Origin of the sequence: Arsenophonus nasoniae, from assembly GCF_004768525.1 — a bacterium.
In the GTDB taxonomy this organism is placed as follows: domain Bacteria; phylum Pseudomonadota; class Gammaproteobacteria; order Enterobacterales; family Enterobacteriaceae; genus Arsenophonus; species Arsenophonus nasoniae.
In genome coordinates this window covers 2,980,760-3,000,958 of sequence record NZ_CP038613.1, presented here as the reverse complement: position 1 = coordinate 3,000,958, position 20,199 = coordinate 2,980,760, and the positions used below count along the sequence as shown (strand labels likewise).

Here is a 20,199-nt window from a genome sequence, read left to right as displayed (position 1 = left end):
TTATTTTACTGTTGCTATCATTATGGATTTTTTGAATGCTATATATTAAATAAATAGTGATTAAATATATTTTATTGGTTGCTATATATAGTATGTTTTGTATATAAATAATGTTTTTTAAAAAACCTTAAATTTGGTAATTTATTAATTTTGTTTTTTAGTGTTAATATTGTTATTTTAAAAAATAAATTTAAAGATACTCTTGATTCAATATTGATATTATTAAAAAATAAATATGGAGTAAATAAATTATGGCCATTCAACGTGGTATTCGTAATAATAATCCAGGAAATATTGACTATAATCCTATTAATAAATGGCAGGGTGCTTTACCTCATGATCCTTCAATTGAAAAAAGATTTTGCCGATTTGAATCTCCTGAATGTGGTATTCGCGCTATAATGATTTTACTGAGAACATATCAACAAAAGTATGGTTTAAAAACTATATCCGATTTAATTAATCGATGGGCGCCAAATAATGAAAATAATACTAGCGCATATATTATAAATGTTTCCAATAGCATGAATTTATCACCTAAGTCAGTTGTTAATATAAAAGATAAAGCAACATTAATTAGTTTAGTGAAAGCTATAATATTTTATGAAAATGGTCAACAGCCTTATAATGATGCAATCTTTGATAAAGCGTATAACATAATATAATTAAATATCATTAATCCTATTTTATAACAAAATAAATTTTATTCTGTAAATAAAAATATATTCACTGTAAGATTATAGCTAAATATGGTTTTTTGTTTTTTATTAGTATGATTTTCAATAAAATAATTATGTATAATTAAAAATTATAGACTTAGAAAATATTTTATTATTAACAGAAATAAAGATAATACATTTTTCTATTAATTATATTTAGTAAAATATTTAATCATTGAATACTTTTCTTTACTATATTACTCCAATTTTTCAATTTTATTTTGAGCATTAACAAAAAATTAAGTTAGTGCTCATTATTTATTGTCAATTGAAAGATATCAGTCCTTTCGAACAGCTAATTTTATACAGATAAAATTTTAACTATTGTTAATCAGGCTATCAAAGTCAGGAGCAGTTTGGTGAATATAAAAAGTGACCATAATATAACAAAGTATAAAAATAAATATAAATGTTAGTTAAGCTAAACTAATCGTATGTTTGTCTCTTTTTCTAGACCGTGTTTTAATAAAAGAGCGGTAGCGATTATTTATTAAAATAGTATGACTAGAAATGGTATGATTGTGTTAAAGTAGCATAAAAGTCACGCTAAATTCTCTTTTAATCGATATGGTTGTAAGATTATTTTCTTTTAAGTGTAATCCCTTGCGATTTGATAACGTTATTGATTCTAAATTCTGAATAATTGATAAAAACAGTTGTTATACCATTATTAATAATTTTATTAAATTACACTATAAAAAATATTGGTTCATGGTTAGGAATCTCAATCAATACAGTAAGGCATTAATGGAGGTGTTTTGAACTCAATATTTCTATTAAATTCTGACAGTTTTCTCGTTGATTAACCATGAGAACAGTAATTCGGTTAAATTATCATCTAAAAGCCTAATAATAGGCACACTGCTCCTAGGCTGCGGTTTGTAACCATCGTTTTTTGACCATTTTATCCCGCCTTTCTGACAGTAAAGTGACGGCGTGTATTCCTTTTTCCGCACTCATAAACCGCAATCGGTTTCCACATAAAATACATTGGTACGGGTCAGTATTTAAAAAACCTTTGATAAGGGCCCCAAACCCAGGTTTTTCAGGCACATTAGGAGATATCATGTCTAACGCCTCATACACCTTCGGTAATAAGCACCCGCGTTTGCGATTGGCTAAAAAACCGTAATAACGGATCATCTTAAAATGTCGCGCAGGGATATGACTGACATAACGCCGTATCATTTCTTCTTGGGATAAGGTCTGTCGTCTGTATTGTTGGCTGTGGTGGTCATAGTAATGATGAACCACGGTGCCGCCGCTGTAGTGTTTCAATTGAGAAGCGGAGATAGGGGGACGTTTAAGATAACGGCCCAGATATTTCACATTATGCCAGGCCCCGCGTGTCTTTTTGGCAAAATGTACTTTCCAATAACGTTGAAACTGGGCATTAAAGGTAACGGCACCAGGTCTGATAATTGCGAATGTGCCCGAAGCCAAGCAATTTATTGGGTTGTAACTGAAAATAGTTATCCCTAAGGAGTCGAATGACCGCACTGCGCCAGACCTTTTCAACGTCTTTCTTTTAAAGAAAATCGGTTTCCAGGTGTCATATTGGTGAGTCCCCACGCGTGACGGATAAATGAATATGCGGATGTTGATTGAGTTGGCGACCGTAAGTATGCAGCGCACAAAAAATGCCAATTTCGAGGCCTTGGCGCTTGGCGTGTTTGAGCATGGCGCGGGTTGCACAGCGAAAGAGTTGGTTGAGCAAGTACCAGTTATTGTTAAAAAAAGGCCAAAGTAGGTGAGGCATAGTGAGGGTAATATGTTGCCATTCGCAATCCGGCAAAATATGGCGCTGCTGGGCAATCCACTGTTCGGTGCCTTTGAGGCCACACGCACTGCAGGCTTTGGATTTACAGGTTTGACAAAATGTCAACGATCACCGAAAACTGATCCACTTTTTATCTAAATCCGATCAATCAAAATTGATCCACTGTTTTACTCAGTTATTGCTCCTGAGCGCCGCTTATCTTTCAATCGGTAGCTTTCACCGCTTAATTGCAGTACATGCGAATGATGAAGTAAACGATCAAGCATAGCGGCAGTTAATGTTGCGTCATCAGCAAAAGCACTTGGCCATTGCCCAAATGATAGGTTACTCGTCAATATGACACTGCCATGCTCATAACGCTTGGCAATCACATTGAAAAACAGGTTTGCTTCTTCTCGCCCAAACGGCAGGTATCCAATCTCATCGATAATCAACAACTTCGGGGCCATCACCGAACGTGATAGATATTGTTTGAGCTTATTTTGTCGTTTGGCAGTTGAGAGTTGCAACATCAGTTCAGCTGCCGTGGTAAAGCGGGTTTTCTTCTTGGCCTGTACTGCTTTTAATCCTAACCCAATAGCTAAATGCGTTTTGCCTACACCGCTTGGGCCAAGCAACACGACATTTTCATTACGTTCAATAAACGTTAATGCGCTTAATTCCTGTATGTGTTGTTTGGGGATCCCCGTTGCAAACTTAAAATCGAACGTATTAAGTTCTTTATGTGCTGGGAATCCTGCCATCCGACTCAAAAGATTACGAGTTCGTTCATCTCGTTGTTGTTGCTCACATTTTAACAGGGACAGTAAAAACTCTCCGTAGCTTTTGTCTTGGGCAATGCATTTTTCGGCAAGTGATGACCAATGAGTCGGAATAGAATTTAATTTCAATGACTCACACAGGTGTTCAATTTGTTCATGCAATAACATGTTCACCTCCCAGTAATGCTTCGTATACGCTGATTGAGTGTTGCAAACTGACAGATTCAAGGGGCGGTACGATAGGGATATTAAGCGTATTAGTCTGTGGGATAGATTGGCAAACCCTTGCTGGTAAGGGTAGAAGAGACTTCACTTCCTTAGCTAATCTATCTGCTGGCTTCTCTAACGTTGTTCCATGAATTCGCTGATGGGCAACGCGTTGTAACCATGGACCCACTTTTGCATTAGCTATTTCAATATCCAGTTCAAGATTATGAGCACGAAGGTCGGTGTTTAATGGCACGATAAAGCTGTTTTTTAAATAGTGGTTAAAGCGCTCTACTTTCCCTTTCGTTTTTGCCCTGTAGGGCTTGCAAGCCTTCAATTTAAACCCGTAATCTTTCGACATTTGAAGCATTTCGACATGTAATTTATGATCACCTTCTGCCTAAGCATCCCGTTCGATGATGAGGGATTTTGCGTTATCACACAATACTTCCTGTGGTACACCACCAAAGTAGTCGAAAGCTTCTCTTAAACCTTGCTGCCACGATTCTGCTCGTTCATTATCAAAGAACTTTACATAACTCGCACGCGAATAGCCTAGCGTTGCAACAAACGCTTTCAGCGATTTTTTACCTCGCCGGATGCTGGTGAAGTCGATTTGCATTTGTTGACCTGGCTGTGTTTCAAAACGGACGACTACTTCGGGAACAATGCTTGGTTTAAATTGACAAACAAATCGGCGTAATTGAGCAATACCACCTTGATAGCCGTTTTCAACTACCTCATCAAATAAGACTGTTGCAGGGATCCAATCAGGTTTAGCCAGTTCAATTCGCTGAAGCAAATAAGGTTTAAAGGGGGATAATTTAGTCGGTTGTTGACTTCTTTTAGCATAAGTTGGCATTGTCTGTTGTTGTAAATGATGTTTTACGGTGTTACGGGATATACCCAACTCACTGGCAATTTTTCGAAGGCTTTGTCCTTGTGCAAAGCGAACATGAATATCCACAAATATCTCCTTGGTTAACATAAATTATCCGTACAAAAATGTGCGAATAATACCAAGTGGATCAGTTTTAGATGATCGTTAGTGGATCAGTTTTGCATGATCGGTGACAACAAAAGAAGCGTGAATGAGAGCATTCAGGTGAAGAACAGCAATAACGGCGAACGCCCATAGCGCAGGTGCTGCAGGCGAGCATCTTTTCGACAGAGAGTAGTTGCCATTCATCCACGTGATTATTTTCGATGAAAAGGTTCCATCCGTCATCGTATTGAAATAGCAGTTTTGCAGGTCTGGGGATGTACATAGAGCAGAGTATAAAAGACGAGAAGGGAATTGCCTAGAAATAGAGCGCCTTTGCCGCGATGCTCACGCCAAAGGCGTGCTTATGTTCACTACAAAGCTATTGCGTTATAAAATTTACAATTCATTAAAAAAATTAACAATTACAATTAATTGTGAATTTATTATTAATTATATATAATTGATATGTTGTAACGCTTTATTGATTAGGATTATTGCTATTATTTATTGTGATAAAAAAATAATAAATTATATAAATAAACTGAGCGATTCTGGATAGTTTATTCTGCTAAATTATAAAAATGGAGCTATAAAAAAGTTGGTAATGAAAAGTAAGCGTATAGCCAAAAGTTTTGACCTCAATTATTTAGGTGTAAGAAGTAGAGTGTATGAGAAGTAATGCTTTTGTAAGGGTAGTATCAAACACTTATATGGAGATGATATGCAAAAGTTATTTATGATGTTATTGATGCTGATGATAGTGGGTTGTTCTTCTAAGGCCCCTATCGTTGATAGAGGTGATTATTATATCGATAAATCTTTTTCATCGATAAGCCAAGATGATAGAGTGAAATTTTTAATATTTCATTATACGGCAGTAAATGATGCTCGCTCATTACAGATTTTAACTCAGGCTAAAGTAAGTGCTCATTATCTTATTCCAGAAATACCGAAAATAAAAAGTGGAAAACCGGTTATATTTAATCTTGTTCCCGAGAATAAACGAGCATGGCATGCAGGTTTAAGTAATTGGAATGGTAGGCTTAACCTTAATGATAGTTCTATCGGCATAGAAATAGTCAATAAAGGGTTTACTGAAGATATGCTCGGCGATAAGGTCTGGTATCCTTTTAATGAACAGCAAATTTCCGCTATCATCGTTTTAGCTAAAGATATCATAAAAAGATATAACATAACTCCAGATAATGTTTTAGCACATAGTGATATTGCTCCATTGAGAAAGTATGATCCAGGTAAAAATTTTCCATGGAAACGTTTAGCTGATCTTGGTATTGGAGCTTGGCCAGATGAAATGACGGTTAAGAAATATCTGGCAGGGCGATCACGCTATGCGCCGGCTAGTGTGTCAACTATCCAAAAATATTTACAGAAATATGGTTATGATAAAATTCCACAATCAGGCGAGCTTGATGAGGAAACTCGTAGAACAATTAGTGCATTTCAGCTTCATTTCCGTCCAGCTAATATAAGCGGTAATGCGGATGCTGAAACCGAGGCTATTGTCCGTGCGTTAGTTGAAAAATATAGAAATCAGAGTAGCTAGTCGCTAAAAAAGATTAACGGTTTTATATAACCTAATTGTATTTTATAAATTAAGCCCCTGACAATAGAATATTGATTGTCAGGAGTTTTTATAATTAATAGAGATATATTGGCTATTTTTTATTCATCTAATATTATGTTGTTATTTAGCCAATACGTTATTAAAAGAGTACTTTATAAACGTTGTTATTGATTTTTGCTTAGAATTCTGTCAAATATAGTTGCAACATTTTCTTATATTTACAGTTTTTTTCAAATTCTGCATATTCCAAATATTAAATAACATTGATAATAAAATTTATGAATAAAATAAACATTCATAACAGTAATTTATTTTACATTTATTATAATGATAACGTATTTAAACCAACTTGAAGGTAGTAATAATGAAATTTGTAAAATATGCACTATTATCAATAGCATTAATTTCATTTGGTAGTATGGCTGCTTCTACTCCAATGAACACAAGTAGTCAAACTAATGTTGGACAGAAACAAGTCAAAAATAAACAAATATCTCATACTAGTAAAGTAAAAGCGAAAAAAGCTTCTCATATTAAATCTGGAGCAAAAAAAGCACCAAGTAAAGTCATGACTAAAGCAAATTAATTTTTGGCGATCAGAACAAAAATTAAAATAATGGCCGTCTATAAAAGCGGCCTTTATTTTTGTATTTATCCTTATATAAAAAAATTAAAAGTTATTGATGATGATAGTAACTAATACTGATATTGTTAACTATTGATTAATGATTTTTATTTTATTGATTATTATTAATGCATATGATGAATATTTCTTTCTTGCTATATAAAAATAATAAATTTTATTTTATATGAAATAATTATTATTTTATTATATTTTTTAAAATAGATATAAATATTCATCTTAAGTTATAAGGTGAAAATTTTTTAATGTGGAAAATATAAACCCTATCTTGATATAAAATTGATGGAATTATTTATGTAAAATTTAGTATAAAGAAAAATTATCATAGGTTAGCTGCGTTTAAAAATCTAATTCAATATTAAGTCGATGAATTGCTAAGTTAGGAGAGATAATTGGTTGTGAATTATTTGATAAAATTCCAATAGTTAGATATTAGAAATAAATGAAAATAGAAAAATTTTTTCCTGCGTGAAATATTAATATATTCTTATTATCGGTTAAGGAATTTTGCATTTTTACTGAGGGAAAAAATAATTTTCAATTATAAAACTGGCTTAGAATTAATTAATTTCTGCTAACTCGATAGCGGAGATTATTAGCAAAATAAAAGCTATTTTATCTTATATTGGAATAAATATTGTTGGTACGAATTTATATGAAATGAATTCTGTACTGTTAGTTATACATGCAAATTTTATATAGGATCACTGATAAACAATATGGCCGCAGGGATTAGTTACAATATAGCTTGCGATTTATAGCCTAGGATGGCTCATCCTAATGACTATACGGTTAATAACTTTTTTGATAAATAGACAATATTTATGATCTGAGATTAATTTTTCCCGCCTTTCAGCTTAACATTAAAATCAACATATTAATTTAATTCCATGCAGTGAAATTATTTTAACTAAAAACTATTTATCATGTTTGATTTTTACAGATTAAGGACTGCATATTACCTACGTTCCTCAGTATATCGCAAGGCCAATGTTATTATTTGGTCGTCTAGAAGGTTTCGATATTATCTTACTAAAATTTGATAATATTCATTCTTTGATACGCTATTAAAGAATAGGCTTGATTTTTTAGAGTATTATAAATGCTACCTTAGCTGCTTTAAAAGGGCGGTTTGGTTATTAAAGATAGTATATTTTTTTATAAAAATATCCCAGATAATTTTTATCTGGGATTAATATTAAAATTTATTAAAAATAATAGACTAATCCTAAACCTAAAACATTGTCGGTACTAATGCCATAATTTTCGGTAAATTTATTCTTATCTAATAAATTAATTTTATAATCTAACAATGCAGCAAAATTCTTATTAAAATAGTAGAATGAACCTAGCGATATGAATTTGTTTAAGTAATTATCTCCATATTCGCCAAGATCTTTTCCTTTAGCTTGAATATAAGCTAATGATGGTTTCAAACCATAATCAAATGTATATTGAGCGACAATTTCAAAAGTTTGTGTTTTAGGCGCAATATTGGTATTGGTCGAACCAAAAGGCGTCATATTACGAGTTTCAATATAAGTTGATGCCAAGTAGACGTTATTGGCATTATATTTGGTACCAATACTCCAAGCTTCTGCGCGTTTTCCATTAGCATAGTAATTGGCCATGTCATTATTGACATTATGTGAATTACTATAACTTCCGCCAAAACTTAGCCCAAAATCGGTATTATAAATCACTGATAGACCGTAGCCGTCACCGTTATTTTGCTTGGCTGCACTTACACCTGATTTATTATTAGTTGTATTTTTCCCTTGGTATTGTAATGCAATGTTTAATCCATCAATATAGCCAAAGAAATTGTTGTTTCGATAGGTAAGTAGGTTTCTATTTCTACCGTTCATGTAATTATCAGCCATTGAAATGCCATCATCCCAAAACATCGGCAAAACATCAATCCAACCGTCAATGTGATATAACACACCATAATTAAGGCCATAATCAATAGAACCTAAATATTTATGATTAATTCCAACATAGGCTAATCGATTTTTATCTATATGGTTATCCTCAGTTTTATTAGTCATTGTTTCCCATTCAAATTGACCAAATCCAGTGAGGTTAGCGGAAATTTCGGTGCTGCCTTTGATTCCAACACGAACTCTTGAATCATCCCCGCCACTTTTACCTTTACCAATATGATTTCGTACATCAATTTTTCCATACAGATCTAACTTATTTCCATCTTGATTATATATTTCAGCGGCATTGGCAATATTATTTATGGAAAATACTAACGTTAACAATGCAATACGCCTTATTTTCATTCTATTCATCCTCTTCTCTTGTTGTTTTGTTTTTGTTAATTTTAAGTAATTTAGTATGTTGTAAATATTTTATGTTTTTGTTTCATATAAAGACAATAAAAATATATATATTTATGATCAGGCGCAAAATTTATAGCTAATTGGTATAATTTGTTAAATAAAGAAGCAACAAAAATAACATATTAATATTATAATAAATTGGATTTTTACATTGGAATTATATTTCCTATTATTTTTATTTTCATAAATTAATTTTATATACTCTATTTTAATTATAATGAATTTTTATTTAGAATTAAAATAGAATTTATTATGATAAATTGACGAAAGGATAAATATGGCAGTTATTTTTTCAATGTTTTTTTATTTTGTTTCTTTTCTTTACAATAAAATATATTTCTCTTTTCATATTATTTGTTGGACAATATTCTGCCATAAAGTATCAATAATGAAACTTTGATTATAGTTTAAAATTGACTTTATTTTTATAACTCTAATATTCCCTATAGATAAAATTAATTAGATTATTTATTTGTTAAGACTTTTATAAATATTTATTTAAAGCAGACAGATAGTTATTTTGAAAGCTTACACATTTTTTTTATTAATATATTTTTTTGTATTGAGTTATGGTTCTAAATTAGTCTCAGATATTAATTTTAGGAGATGGTTTATGATAAAAATGAAAAATCTTATAGTAATGTTTTTCTTTTTGTAATTTCATTTGGTGTTTTCGCTCAAGAGGTTATTACTGCCTCAGCAATTAGTCTTAATGAGGCCATTGAAAATTTAGAGAATAAAGCGAAAGAGAAAGATTCTACTATTGTGAAAATAACTTCTGCAGGAGGACAAAATTACGTTAGAGCAAGTGCTATCATAGAGGAAAATAAATAATTAGTTGTGTGTGCCTATTATTTACCCTTCGTTTCTTAGTATCCTCTATTATAGGGGATACTATTTTTTATTTAGATAATTCATATTGATAACTATTATCAGAGTTAACGTAGAAACTAAAGATAACTAGATTAACCTATTATTAATATTTGAAAATTATCTATTATACCATTTAACTAAAATGCAACATTTTTAACCGAATTATGGTGTGATACCCTGTCGTCACGATTGAGTTAATGCTATTAACTTATTCTTTATTAGTGAAATTTTATTCTGCCATAATACCACTAACTTCTATTACACAGATTTCTCATGCAAAGAAAATATTAAAATAAAAATATTATAAATATTTATTTTTCCAATGTTCTTTTGTTCATCATGATGATGAACTATTTCATAGAGTAACTTAATGATTTTTTTTGATTATCTTTAACAAATTATTTCTTCTTGTTTGGCAATTAATCATTTAAAAATTCGTTTATTATTAATATTGCATCAAAATTGACTATTATTATTCTTAATCTTAACGAAAGGAATATTGATATGCTTTGGAAGAATACTTCCACCCAGTTTGGTCATATATCAATTTTAATTCACTGGTTGGTCGCGCTTAGTGTGTATGGAATGTTTGCGTTGGGGCTTTGGATGGTATCTTTGAATTATTATGACGCTTGGTATCACAAAGCGCCAGAAATTCATAAGAGTATCGGTTTTGTTTTGTTTTTGCTGATGATATTTCGTGTTCTATGGCGCTTTATTTCACCGCCACCAAAAGCATTAGATAGCTATAGCAACTTAGTAAAAATAAGTTCTACTCTCGTCAAAATTTCTCTTTATTTACTTTTATTTGGCATATTTCTTAGCGGTTATTTAATTTCTACTGCTGATGGTCAGCCTATATCAATATTCGGTTATTTTGAGATCCCGGCAATATGGTCAGATGAGGGCATTCAGGCTGATAGTGCAGGTGTTGTACATCTTTATTTGGCTTGGACACTTATTATTCTTTCAATTCTTCATGCGATTGCAGCATTGAAACATCATTTTATTGATCGTGATGTTACCTTAAAACGCATACTTGGCATTCGTTCATGGTTAGGAAATTGAATCGCTTTTAAAGTGAGTAGCAAAAGCCATCCCTTATTGCAAAAAGGAGATGGGGATCGATTTATTGTGTTTAGTGCCAGTTAACATTTCCTCAGAGAGTGTAATTTCTAACCTGATTTCCTTATTTTAGACACATTGATCCTGCGTTTAGCTGCGTAACCATCGCTTTTTCTCCAGGTTATGCAGTCTTTCTGACAACAATTCCGTTGCTTTTTTACCCATTTGCGCCCCGGTGAAAAGCAGCCTGTCGCCACACAGAATACATTTGTACGGATCGGTACGCAGAAATCCTTTCATCAGCACAGAAAAACCTGGGTTCTCCGGTTTTTTACGTGCCGTCATCTCAAGTGCCTTATACACTTTCGGCAATAGTTTTCCCCGTTTACGATTCGACAAAAAACCAGAGTAACGCACCATTTTAAAATGCCTGGCCGGAATATGGCTTATATAGCGTCTAATCATCTCTTCCTGCGGCAGAGTCTGCTGCCGATGCTGGCCAGTTCGGTGGTCATGGTAGTGATGAACAACGGCACCCCTCGGTAATGCCGCAGTTTTGACGCAGATACCGGTGGGCGTTTAAGGTAGCGACCGAGGTACTTAACACTATGCCATGCCCCTTTCGTTTTTTTAGCAAAGTGCACTTTCCAATAACGTCCGTACTGCGCCCTCAAGTAACGCCGCCAATGTTTTTTGTCACGGATATGGCCAAGACCGGGAAGAAGGCCAGGGTTAATTAAATCATAACTGTGACGCAGTAGTCGGATAACAGCCCCTCGCCAGATTTCTTCGACATCCTTTTTTTTGAAAAACAGCTTTCGCCATACACTATGTTTACTATCCAAACCCCCTCGAGTGACGGAAACATGAACATGCGGATGTTGATTGAGTTGCCGGCCATAAGTATGCAAGGCACAGAAAATACCAATTTCGATACCCTGTTTGCGAGCCAACTGCAGCATAGCTCGAGTGGCTGCCCGAAACAGAGCATTAAGTAGCGGCCAGTTATTGTTAAAAAAAGGCCAAAGGAGATGTGGCATGGTGAAAGTAATGTGTTGCCAGTCGCAGTCGGGTAAAATATGAACCTGCTGTGCTAACCACTGCTCGGTGGCTTTAAAGCCACATGAACTGCAGGCTTTTGACTTACAGCTTTGGCAGAAAAAACGGCTGTGAGAACAATCAGACGAAGCGCAACAATAGCGCCGGACACCCATGGCACAAGTGCCGCAGGCAAGCATGCGCTCCACAGATAAACTCGTCCACGAACTAACGCTATCGCCGTATTTTTCGAGGAATTTATTCCAACCGTCATCAATGGTGAAAAGTAGTTTAGCAGGACGAGGGATATACATCTGACTCAATTACCTTATGGGCATCTTGCCAAAGAAACAGAAATTGTCAGATTCGTCAGCCCAGTTATCGGTGTGTTTATCCCAGGGTTCAAAGGAAACAGGGATTATTCCTAGCTCCGTATAGGTGATGAATTCATCGGCAGGCAGACTTTCAGTTATTCCCCCCTCAGTGTAGTCGTATCCAGCGTCATCAGCTTGGTCTTGGCGTTGTTCAAAACCCCTGATAATCGTGACTAGCGGCGGGTAATACTGCGTGTCGAGAAAAAATTGGGGGCCGAGTCGGACGCAGTGGCGTATGGCTTCTTTTAGGGTGTCATAAAAAAATTCAGGCGGTCTGTCATCATCATTTTCGGGTGGGAGAGAGATCATAAAACGTTTCGGATAAACAGGCGCTGTGGCACGTGAAGTGACGGGCAGCCTGCCTGATTTAACCGGTTTACGCTTTCTGGGAGATTTATTGCGAGCCATCGAGATGAATCCCTGAAAAAAATTAACCTACTGCAGAGTATAAAACAGTACTCAACTCATTAACATCCCCGAAGCAGCACCGCTGCGCCGCTCACGCGTAGCGTGCTACGTTCAAGAAACTAACTTATTGGAGATAGTTATGTTGAAAAAAATTTTTTTAACGCTAGTCACCACAATTTTGCTATTGAGCATTAATTCAGCAATAGCCGCAAATTATAAAATTGATAATGAAGGTCAACATGCTTTTATTCAGTTTCGCATCCAACATTTAGGTTACAGTTGGGTTTATGGTAGTTTTAAGAATTTTACCGGTAGTTTCACCTTTGATGAAAAAAATCCACAAAATGATCAAGTCAAGGTGGTGATCAATACTGCAAGCATTGATACTAATCATGCAGAACGCGATAAACATTTGCGTAGTGCCGATTTTTTTAATGTAAAAAAATATCCTGAGGCAACTTTTATTTCCACTAAGGTCAGTCAAGTCAAGGGTGCTTATCATATAGAGGGGCAATTGACGTTAAATGGGGTAACAAAACCATTAGTACTTAATGCTATCTTAATCGGAAAAGGTGACGATCCATGGGGGGGCTATCGTGTAGGTTTTGAGGCAACTGGAAAAATTAAATTGAAAGATTTTAATTTTCAAAAAGATCTCGGGCCTAAATCGCAAGAAGCTGAACTTATTATTTCTCTTGAAGGTGTTAAATTACCATAAAATAAAAGTAATATCGAAAGAGCCTGTATTGGCTCTTTCAATTATTTTGAAAAAATAACAGTATATTAAATAAACTATTTTAATTTATGGCTATTTAATGAATAGTAACTTGATTGTATTTAAATTTTATTTTTACTCTGTAACAACTAATAAGCAATAAGGTATTGCTGTTAATTTTCACCAGCAATATGAAAATTTTTTTTACAATTATTCTCTTTAAATTTTCATTATACTCAAGTTTATTGGTTTTAATTTTGCTATGCTGATAATTAAAAACAGAGAGAAGGGCGTTATATAATGAGATTTAATCTATTAATTTTCTTCATCAGTTTTTTGTTGCTGGGTTGTGAACAACAATTAAAACTAAATGGCAAAAATAAGCAATTATTACGTTCTTCTATTGCTGAAGTACGAGATTCTCTCTCTTTTGAAAAACAGCAGCAATTTGATGAAGCTATTGATATTACTATGTTTAATAGTATTAATTTTGATGAATATCGTCAACTTGGTGAAAGAGCTGCTTCAAGAGCATTGGAAAAACGGATTTGCCGCACCTTAGATGGTAAAACAGCAGAACAAGTTATTAATGAAGCAAAAAAGATAAAAATAGATCGTCTGGCGTTTGATGAACATTTGCTTTTTTAATTAAATAACTTACGATTTTAAATATATTTTCGTTTATTAATTTAGCTGATCGATTCTATTATTTATCAACTTAAACAAAAACTAAACCATAAGTAACACTATAATTGGAAAAGTTATTTAGCTTCATTATAATCTGCCCGAGTTAATATTAATTTTAATATTAAGCACGGTGCAGTATCTCGTTAGGCGAGGCTCCTATACAAACATAGGTTGCTGATCTGACGACGTCGAGAGACGCCCAAGATCAGGACAGGATATATCGAGTCAAGGTGTATCCCCATGTAACTTCCTGCTGGTTGCAGGATACGTTGTATAGTGCTAAAACTGAGACGTTGAGATAGCTTAATATTCTCGCATCTGGTTTTGCCCCTATTTGAGAACTGTTTGCAGTTTATAACAGTGATAGGGTTTCGAAAATGAAGTTAACATCCCTACAAAAAACGGCACCCAGTGTGGTGTGTCCGGCAAATAGTCATGCAGAAAATTTCAATGAGCAGCAGCATAATAATTTTGATGAAGTAAAAGTTAGTGCTTATATGAGTCAATCCTATATCGCTGTTTCTATGAATGATTCTGTTGCTGCTATTAAAAATAATCTGGCTAATATACTTACCGGCGATCAGATCCCGACTTATCTTTATGTTATTGATAAAGATAAATATCTAAATGGTCTGTTATTGATGAAAACATTATTAACCTCATCGGATGAACTACTAGTCTCAGATATTATGCGACGTGATTTCTTTTCTGTTTCACCAGAACAATCACGTGAAGAGGTTTTTGCTCTACTTAATCATTGTGATGTTGATTCTATTCCGGTTGTGGAGTTTTCTAAACTAAAAGGGGTATTGCGCGCGCAAGATATCGCTGAATTAATTGAGGATGAGAACACCCAAGATGCCCACCTGCAAGGAGCAACTCTACCTTTAGAAGTGCCTTATATGTCAACCAGCCCAATAACATTATGGCGTAAACGCGTTGTTTGGTTATTGATGTTATTTGTGGCTGAAGCTTATACTGGTACAGTATTGAAAGCTTTTTCCGATCAGCTGGAATCGGCTATTTCATTAGCTTTTTTTATTCCCTTATTAATTGGCACTGGTGGCAATAGTGGTACTCAAATAACTTCTACTTTAGTTAGGGCAATGGCGCTAGGAGAAGTGAGTTTACGTAATCTAGGTGCAGTGCTTAAAAAAGAGATATCTACGTCCTTTTTAGTGGCATTAACGATAGGTTGTGTTGGCATATTTCGTGCTTGGATCCTGGATGTTGGCTATCAAGTTACCCTTGTTGTTGGTTTGACTATGATGGCAATTACTGTATGGAGTGCGATCGTTTCTTCTATTATTCCAATGGTACTAAAACGATTGAATATTGATCCTGCTATTGTTTCTGCGCCTTTTATTGCTACTTTTATAGATGGCACAGGATTAATTATTTACTTTGAAATTGCGAAGTTGATTATGACTGATTTAGCTTGATCAATCAGGGAGAGTGAATTGCTCTCCTATTGATTTTGCCAAACGAGATATTGACCACATTTTTTGCAAATATACTCCCCTTTACCGTGTTGGATTTTGTTGTGCCGGCGTAGGGTTAATTGATGTGATAGGTCGCACTGGCAATGGTAATGAAAGATCTGCTTACGAATAGAGGTTAAAGCAAACTGATGTGTTGTCTGCGGTAGAACTTCCAGGATCACGGCCATCATCCATTTCCATTCTTTACCATGCGGGGCTGTTTTACCAAAACAGTGATAAACCAATAAGTGGGCTAACTCATGGGGAATAACTTGATTGATAAAAATCTCACCATTTTCAATCAGTAAAATCGGGTTAAGCCGAATTTCCCATGCTTGTAGATGGGCACTACCGGCAATGGTTCCTCGCTGTCGGTAATTGATCAATGGTTCTGTAAAGGTTTTTTCCAATTTAGTACTCGCTGTAGCCAGTTTGTTGCGCAATACTCGCATGACAATCTGTTGTAAAGCGATCGGTACTCGCTGTGATTTCATATTATTAACATAGTTAAATGGACAAAGAGTCAGCTCAGAATAAAAGAAATTAATTTATTATGGTCTTTATTAAATAAGTATTGGAAAAATTCAATAACCAATTGTTATTTTTATCTAGATCTAAAACAGCAAAAGGGAGAGTTATCTAACTGTCCCTTTGCTGTTTTAACAAGATAAAATCGACTACTCGTTAGTTAAACCTGCGGCTGCACGAAGTTCAGCAACTTTATCTGTTTTTTCCCATGGAAATTGAGAACGGCCAAAATGTCCATATGCTGCGGTTTGACGGTAAATAGGTTGTAATAAATTGAGCATTTTCACTAGACCATAGGGACGTAGATCAAAAATTTCATGTACTAAATGAACAAGCGTGTCATTGGCTATTTTTTCTGTACCGAAAGTTTCGATCATGATGGATGTTGGTTCAGCGATACCAATTGCATAAGAAATTTGAATTTCACAGCGATCAGCCAGTCCTGCGGCAACAATATTCTTTGCTACATAGCGCGCTGCATAGGCAGCAGAACGATCGACTTTAGAGGGATCTTTACCAGAAAAAGCACCACCACCATGGCGAGCCATGCCACCATAAGTATCGACGATAATTTTACGGCCGGTTAAGCCACAATCGCCCATTGGGCCACCTATAACAAAACGACCTGTGGGATTAATAAAATATTTGGTATTTTTGTGGAGCCATTCTGTCGGTAATACTGGCTTAATAATTTCGTCCATTACGGCTTCTGATAAGGTGTTTTGTTTAATTTCCTCAGCATGCTGCGTAGATAAGACAATGGTATCAATGCCCACTATTTTATTATTTTCATATTGGAAAGTAATTTGACTTTTAGCATCTGGGCGTAACCAGGGCAAAGTACCATTTTTTCGCATTTCAGCTTGCCGTTCCACTAAGCGGTGGGCATAAGTAATTGGCGCCGGCATAAGAACATCGGTTTCGTTATTAGCATAGCCAAACATGATCCCTTGATCGCCAGCGCCTTGTTCCGAAGGATTTGCGCGATCTACGCCTTGATTAATATCAGGCGATTGTTTGCCAATTGCACTGATAACAGCACAGGAGTTGGCATCAAAGCCCATATCGGAGCTGGTATAGCCGATTTCGCGTATTGTACGCCGCGTAATTTCTTCTATATCTACCCAGGCGCTGGTCGTAATTTCACCGCCAACCATTACCATACCTGTTTTTACATAGGTTTCACAGGCAACGCGTGCATTTGGATCTTGTTCAAGAATTGCATCGAGAACTGCGTCTGAAATTTGGTCAGCAATTTTATCAGGATGACCTTCTGAGACTGATTCAGAAGTGAAAAGATGTGTGGTCATAGATGTTTTATTACCTTAAAAATTCGGAGAAACTGAATTAGATGTATTACCATCCAGACGTCCATTTTAATGTTAATTTGGCGCTATGGCTAGCGGTTTTTTATATTTGTTTATCGTTAAAAAACGGATTCGCAAAATAGAGATAAATTTGTTGATGTTTTATTCAATTTGATTTTGCATTTTTCTTTTAATAGAGGTATAAACAGCGCGATAACTGATGAACTTTTTTTCTCATCAGCGTTATGCGGTAGTATCGATATTGATGCTACTTCTCAATTTAAAATGGTTACGTTCTGAGATTGAATGTTCTTAAGCCATATTTTGAGGTGAATGGGTAATGTTCCATTATCAGCAAATAGCAAATTACCAATTATCACAGCTTAATGTCTGTGTACCCGCTTCTATTTCCTTTCTCTATATTACGGCTGCTAGACGAAATTATAGGTCGTACTCGAGACAGACTAAAATCATTTATTGATAAGTTATTTTGTAACTTTCAATAACAGAATGATTGTTGAATTGTCATTAATCCTTTTAAATAGAGTTATTGCTGTTTCCTGCAGTTTTAAAATTTGCACAGAATATTACCTTGTTAGATCTGCTAAGTTAGGAAAGAAGTGAAACTCATACTCCATTTCAGGAGATAACTATGAAGAATAATATCGCGCGTAAAATGCAACAAACCTACAATATTGCATATTGGGGAGGTGGCTATTACCAAGTTAATGAACAAGGTAATATTAGTGTGTGCCCAAATCTTGACCAACCTGAAGCAAAAATTGATTTAGCCGCATTAGTTGAACAAGTACAGGAAGAACAGCAACATCTACGTTTGCCGGCACTTTTTTGTTTTCCGCAAATTTTACAACATCGATTGCGATCAATTAATGCTGCATTTGAACGGGCGCGTCGTGATTACGGTTATCAAGGTGATTACTTTCTTGTCTACCCAATTAAAGTAAATCAGCAGCGGCGAGTGATTGAAACTTTAGTGCGATCAGGAGAACCTTTAGGTTTAGAAGCGGGCTCCAAAGCAGAATTAATGGCTGTATTAGCCCATGCTGGTATGACAAAATCAGTAATTGTTTGTAATGGTTATAAAGATCGGGAATATATTCGTTTAGCGTTGATTGGCGAAAAACTTGGGCATAAAGTCTACTTAGTGATTGAAAAAATGACTGAGATTGACCTAGTTCTGGATGAAGCGAAAAGATTAGATGTGATTCCTCGTTTGGGAGTAAGAGCGCGTTTGGCATCACAAGGTTCGGGGAAATGGCAAGCGAGTGGTGGTGAAAAATCAAAATTTGGTTTGGCAGCCGCTCAGGTTTTACAGTTGGTTGATACATTAAGAAGTGTCGGGCGTTTGGAAAGTTTGCAATTATTACATTTCCATTTAGGTTCTCAGATGTCTAATATCCGTGATATTGCGACAGGCGCTAGAGAGTCAGCTCGTTTTTATGTTGAGCTACATAAATTAGGTGTCAAGATTGAGTGTTTTGATGTTGGCGGTGGTCTTGGCGTTGATTATGAAGGTACGCGTTCGCAGTCGGATTGTTCTGTTAACTATGGTTTAAATGAATATGCCAATAATGTTATCTGGGCGATAGGTGAAGCTTGTGATGAACATGGGCTAGGGCATCCAACGGTCATCACCGAGTCAGGTCGAGCGCTAACCGCTCATCATACCGTATTAGTTTCCAATGTCATTGGTGTTGAACGTAATGAGTTTACTAAGATCACGCCACCACCAAAAGATACCGAGTTATCGCTTATTTCTTTGTGGGAAACTTGGAATGAAATGCAACAGGGAAATGGTCGTTCATTGCGTGAATGGCTGCATGATAGTCAACTTTCATTATATGACGTGCATACCCAATATGCCCATGGCATGTTGAATTTGACAGAGCGTGCTTGGGCTGAGGAGCTCTATCTTAATATTTGTCGTCGTATTCAGCAGGATTTAGATCCCAGTAATCGCGCTCATCGTCCTATTATCGATGAATTACAAGAGCGGATGGCTGATAAGCTATATGTGAACTTTTCGCTATTTCAATCTATGCCGGATGCATGGGGTATTGACCAACTTTTCCCCGTATTGCCAATTCAAGGATTAAATGCGCCATTAGAGCGTCGAGCGGTATTATTAGATATTACCTGTGATTCAGATGGTATTATTGACCATTATATTGATGGTGAGGGTATCGCTGCTACCATGCCAATGCCTAATTACGATCCGGAAGAGCCGCCAATGATAGGATTTTTTATGGTAGGAGCTTATCAAAAAATATTAGGTAATATGCATAATTTGTTTGGCGATACAGCGGCGATTGATGTCTATATTGATAATTCAGGTGAAGTCAGATATTTACAAAGTGAAGAGGGAGATTCAGTGGCGGATATGCTCCATTACGTCAAGTTAGATCCTAAAATGCTATTGACGCTTTTTCGTGATCAAGTTAATAGTAAGGATTTGACGAAAAGTTTAAAGGAACAGTTTCTGGCTGAATTTGAGACAGGATTATATGGTTATACCTATTTAGAAGGTGAGTCAATATAAGTTAGCCAAGGTGATTTAGCAAAGTGAAATAATTTTATCCGGTGCGCTGTAAAACCTGGTTCTTTAGCGCGGGGAGGATGCCAAGGAAAAGCGCAGTAGTCTTATATAGTAAAGGTTACTCACTAATAAACA

The 20,199-nt window shown here is 35.2% G+C and carries 14 protein-coding genes, 4 pseudogenes and 1 riboswitch; of the genes and pseudogenes, 9 read left to right on the top strand and 9 right to left on the bottom strand.

Going from position 1 to position 20,199, the window contains the following annotated elements:
• The first annotated feature begins 251 nt into the window (after positions 1 to 251).
• Positions 252 to 665 (top strand): structural protein, encoded by a 414-nt coding sequence (locus ArsFIN_RS15145; protein ID WP_026824000.1) that lies wholly within the window; start codon positions 252 to 254, stop codon positions 663 to 665.
• A gap of 921 nt (positions 666 to 1,586) precedes the next feature.
• Here ArsFIN_RS15145 and ArsFIN_RS29160 read toward each other — a convergent pair.
• The 4 genes and pseudogenes from ArsFIN_RS29160 to ArsFIN_RS15125 all read right to left on the bottom strand — a co-directional run.
• Positions 1,587 to 2,598 (bottom strand): annotated as a pseudogene (locus tag ArsFIN_RS29160) (IS91 family transposase); the annotation flags it as partial.
• Positions 2,599 to 2,666: 68 nt separating this feature from the next.
• The gene (gene istB / locus ArsFIN_RS15135; protein WP_135677409.1) at positions 2,667 to 3,428 is read right to left on the bottom strand and encodes an IS21-like element helper ATPase IstB; all 762 of its coding nucleotides are present in this window, start codon (positions 3,426 to 3,428) and stop codon (positions 2,667 to 2,669) included.
• Positions 3,415 to 4,455, bottom strand: a pseudogene (istA, locus tag ArsFIN_RS15130) (IS21 family transposase). Before istA ends, istB begins: the two are co-directional and overlap by 14 nt.
• Before the next feature lie 67 nt (positions 4,456 to 4,522).
• A pseudogene (locus tag ArsFIN_RS15125) lies at positions 4,523 to 4,735 on the bottom strand (IS91 family transposase); the annotation flags it as partial.
• Positions 4,736 to 5,173: 438 nt separating this feature from the next.
• Between ArsFIN_RS15125 and ArsFIN_RS15120 the strand changes: the two are divergent.
• Together ArsFIN_RS15120 and ArsFIN_RS15115 are read left to right on the top strand one after the other, a co-directional pair.
• Positions 5,174 to 6,016 (top strand): N-acetylmuramoyl-L-alanine amidase, encoded by an 843-nt coding sequence (locus tag ArsFIN_RS15120; RefSeq protein ID WP_026823835.1) that lies wholly within the window; start codon positions 5,174 to 5,176, stop codon positions 6,014 to 6,016.
• A 385-nt stretch (positions 6,017 to 6,401) separates the two neighbouring features.
• On the top strand, positions 6,402 to 6,623 hold the full coding sequence (locus tag ArsFIN_RS15115) for a hypothetical protein (protein WP_026823834.1): 222 nt from the start codon (positions 6,402 to 6,404) through the stop codon (positions 6,621 to 6,623).
• Positions 6,624 to 7,888: 1,265 nt separating this feature from the next.
• On the opposite strand, the gene ArsFIN_RS15110 is transcribed toward ArsFIN_RS15115, so the two are convergent.
• Positions 7,889 to 8,971: a porin gene (locus tag ArsFIN_RS15110; protein ID WP_051297146.1), complete on the bottom strand. Its 1,083-nt coding sequence runs from the start codon at positions 8,969 to 8,971 to the stop codon at positions 7,889 to 7,891.
• 666 nt (positions 8,972 to 9,637) lie between these two features.
• On the opposite strand from ArsFIN_RS15110, the gene ArsFIN_RS15105 reads away from it, so the two are divergent.
• Both ArsFIN_RS15105 and ArsFIN_RS15100 read left to right on the top strand, forming a co-directional pair.
• Positions 9,638 to 9,865, top strand: a complete 228-nt coding sequence (locus ArsFIN_RS15105) for a hypothetical protein (protein ID WP_135677942.1) — start codon at positions 9,638 to 9,640, stop codon at positions 9,863 to 9,865.
• A gap of 543 nt (positions 9,866 to 10,408) precedes the next feature.
• Complete coding sequence (locus tag ArsFIN_RS15100) at positions 10,409 to 10,972, top strand: cytochrome b (protein ID WP_026823831.1); 564 nt, start codon at positions 10,409 to 10,411, stop codon at positions 10,970 to 10,972.
• Positions 10,973 to 11,119: 147 nt separating this feature from the next.
• Here the strand turns inward: ArsFIN_RS15100 and ArsFIN_RS15095 are convergent.
• Positions 11,120 to 12,321 (bottom strand): annotated as a pseudogene (locus ArsFIN_RS15095) (IS91 family transposase).
• A gap of 9 nt (positions 12,322 to 12,330) precedes the next feature.
• A complete protein-coding gene (locus tag ArsFIN_RS15090; RefSeq protein WP_210409078.1) occupies positions 12,331 to 12,789 on the bottom strand; it encodes a hypothetical protein in 459 nt (152 codons plus the stop codon).
• A gap of 139 nt (positions 12,790 to 12,928) precedes the next feature.
• On the opposite strand from ArsFIN_RS15090, the gene ArsFIN_RS15085 reads away from it, so the two are divergent.
• The 3 genes from ArsFIN_RS15085 to ArsFIN_RS15075 all read left to right on the top strand — a co-directional run bounded on the left by ArsFIN_RS15085 (position 12,929) and on the right by ArsFIN_RS15075 (position 15,633).
• A complete protein-coding gene (locus tag ArsFIN_RS15085) occupies positions 12,929 to 13,507 on the top strand; it encodes a YceI family protein (RefSeq protein ID WP_034250096.1) in 579 nt (192 codons plus the stop codon).
• A 297-nt stretch (positions 13,508 to 13,804) separates the two neighbouring features.
• Positions 13,805 to 14,152 carry a DUF6694 family lipoprotein gene (locus tag ArsFIN_RS15080; RefSeq protein ID WP_026823696.1) on the top strand — a complete coding sequence of 116 codons (348 nt, stop codon included), beginning with the start codon at positions 13,805 to 13,807 and terminating at the stop codon, positions 14,150 to 14,152.
• 171 nt (positions 14,153 to 14,323) lie between these two features.
• Positions 14,324 to 14,496: riboswitch (M-box (ykoK) riboswitch) on the top strand.
• 72 nt (positions 14,497 to 14,568) lie between these two features.
• Positions 14,569 to 15,633, top strand: a complete 1,065-nt coding sequence (locus tag ArsFIN_RS15075) for a magnesium transporter (protein WP_026823697.1) — start codon at positions 14,569 to 14,571, stop codon at positions 15,631 to 15,633.
• A gap of 26 nt (positions 15,634 to 15,659) precedes the next feature.
• Here the strand turns inward: ArsFIN_RS15075 and ArsFIN_RS15070 are convergent, their stop codons facing one another.
• A complete protein-coding gene (locus tag ArsFIN_RS15070; protein ID WP_026823698.1) occupies positions 15,660 to 16,166 on the bottom strand; it encodes a SprT family zinc-dependent metalloprotease in 507 nt (168 codons plus the stop codon).
• Positions 16,167 to 16,349: 183 nt separating this feature from the next.
• A complete protein-coding gene (gene metK / locus ArsFIN_RS15065) occupies positions 16,350 to 17,510 on the bottom strand; it encodes a methionine adenosyltransferase (protein ID WP_026823699.1) in 1,161 nt (386 codons plus the stop codon).
• A 649-nt stretch (positions 17,511 to 18,159) separates the two neighbouring features.
• Here metK and speA point away from each other — a divergent pair.
• Positions 18,160 to 20,067 carry a biosynthetic arginine decarboxylase gene (gene speA / locus ArsFIN_RS15060; RefSeq protein WP_026823700.1) on the top strand — a complete coding sequence of 636 codons (1,908 nt, stop codon included), beginning with the start codon at positions 18,160 to 18,162 and terminating at the stop codon, positions 20,065 to 20,067.
• The last annotated feature ends 132 nt before the right edge of the window (positions 20,068 to 20,199 follow it).

Coding starts and splice junctions, on each gene's coding strand:
- ArsFIN_RS15145 (WP_026824000.1), top strand. CDS start 252: ATGGCCATTCAACGTGGTATTCGTAATAATAATCCAGGAAATATTGAC.
- istB (WP_135677409.1), bottom strand. CDS start 3,428: ATGTTATTGCATGAACAAATTGAACACCTGTGTGAGTCATTGAAATTA.
- ArsFIN_RS15120 (WP_026823835.1), top strand. CDS start 5,174: ATGCAAAAGTTATTTATGATGTTATTGATGCTGATGATAGTGGGTTGT.
- ArsFIN_RS15115 (WP_026823834.1), top strand. CDS start 6,402: ATGAAATTTGTAAAATATGCACTATTATCAATAGCATTAATTTCATTT.
- ArsFIN_RS15110 (WP_051297146.1), bottom strand. CDS start 8,971: ATGAAAATAAGGCGTATTGCATTGTTAACGTTAGTATTTTCCATAAAT.
- ArsFIN_RS15105 (WP_135677942.1), top strand. CDS start 9,638: ATGGTTTATGATAAAAATGAAAAATCTTATAGTAATGTTTTTCTTTTT.
- ArsFIN_RS15100 (WP_026823831.1), top strand. CDS start 10,409: ATGCTTTGGAAGAATACTTCCACCCAGTTTGGTCATATATCAATTTTA.
- ArsFIN_RS15090 (WP_210409078.1), bottom strand. CDS start 12,789: ATGGCTCGCAATAAATCTCCCAGAAAGCGTAAACCGGTTAAATCAGGC.
- ArsFIN_RS15085 (WP_034250096.1), top strand. CDS start 12,929: ATGTTGAAAAAAATTTTTTTAACGCTAGTCACCACAATTTTGCTATTG.
- ArsFIN_RS15080 (WP_026823696.1), top strand. CDS start 13,805: ATGAGATTTAATCTATTAATTTTCTTCATCAGTTTTTTGTTGCTGGGT.
- ArsFIN_RS15075 (WP_026823697.1), top strand. CDS start 14,569: ATGAAGTTAACATCCCTACAAAAAACGGCACCCAGTGTGGTGTGTCCG.
- ArsFIN_RS15070 (WP_026823698.1), bottom strand. CDS start 16,166: ATGAAATCACAGCGAGTACCGATCGCTTTACAACAGATTGTCATGCGA.
- metK (WP_026823699.1), bottom strand. CDS start 17,510: ATGACCACACATCTTTTCACTTCTGAATCAGTCTCAGAAGGTCATCCT.
- speA (WP_026823700.1), top strand. CDS start 18,160: ATGAAGAATAATATCGCGCGTAAAATGCAACAAACCTACAATATTGCA.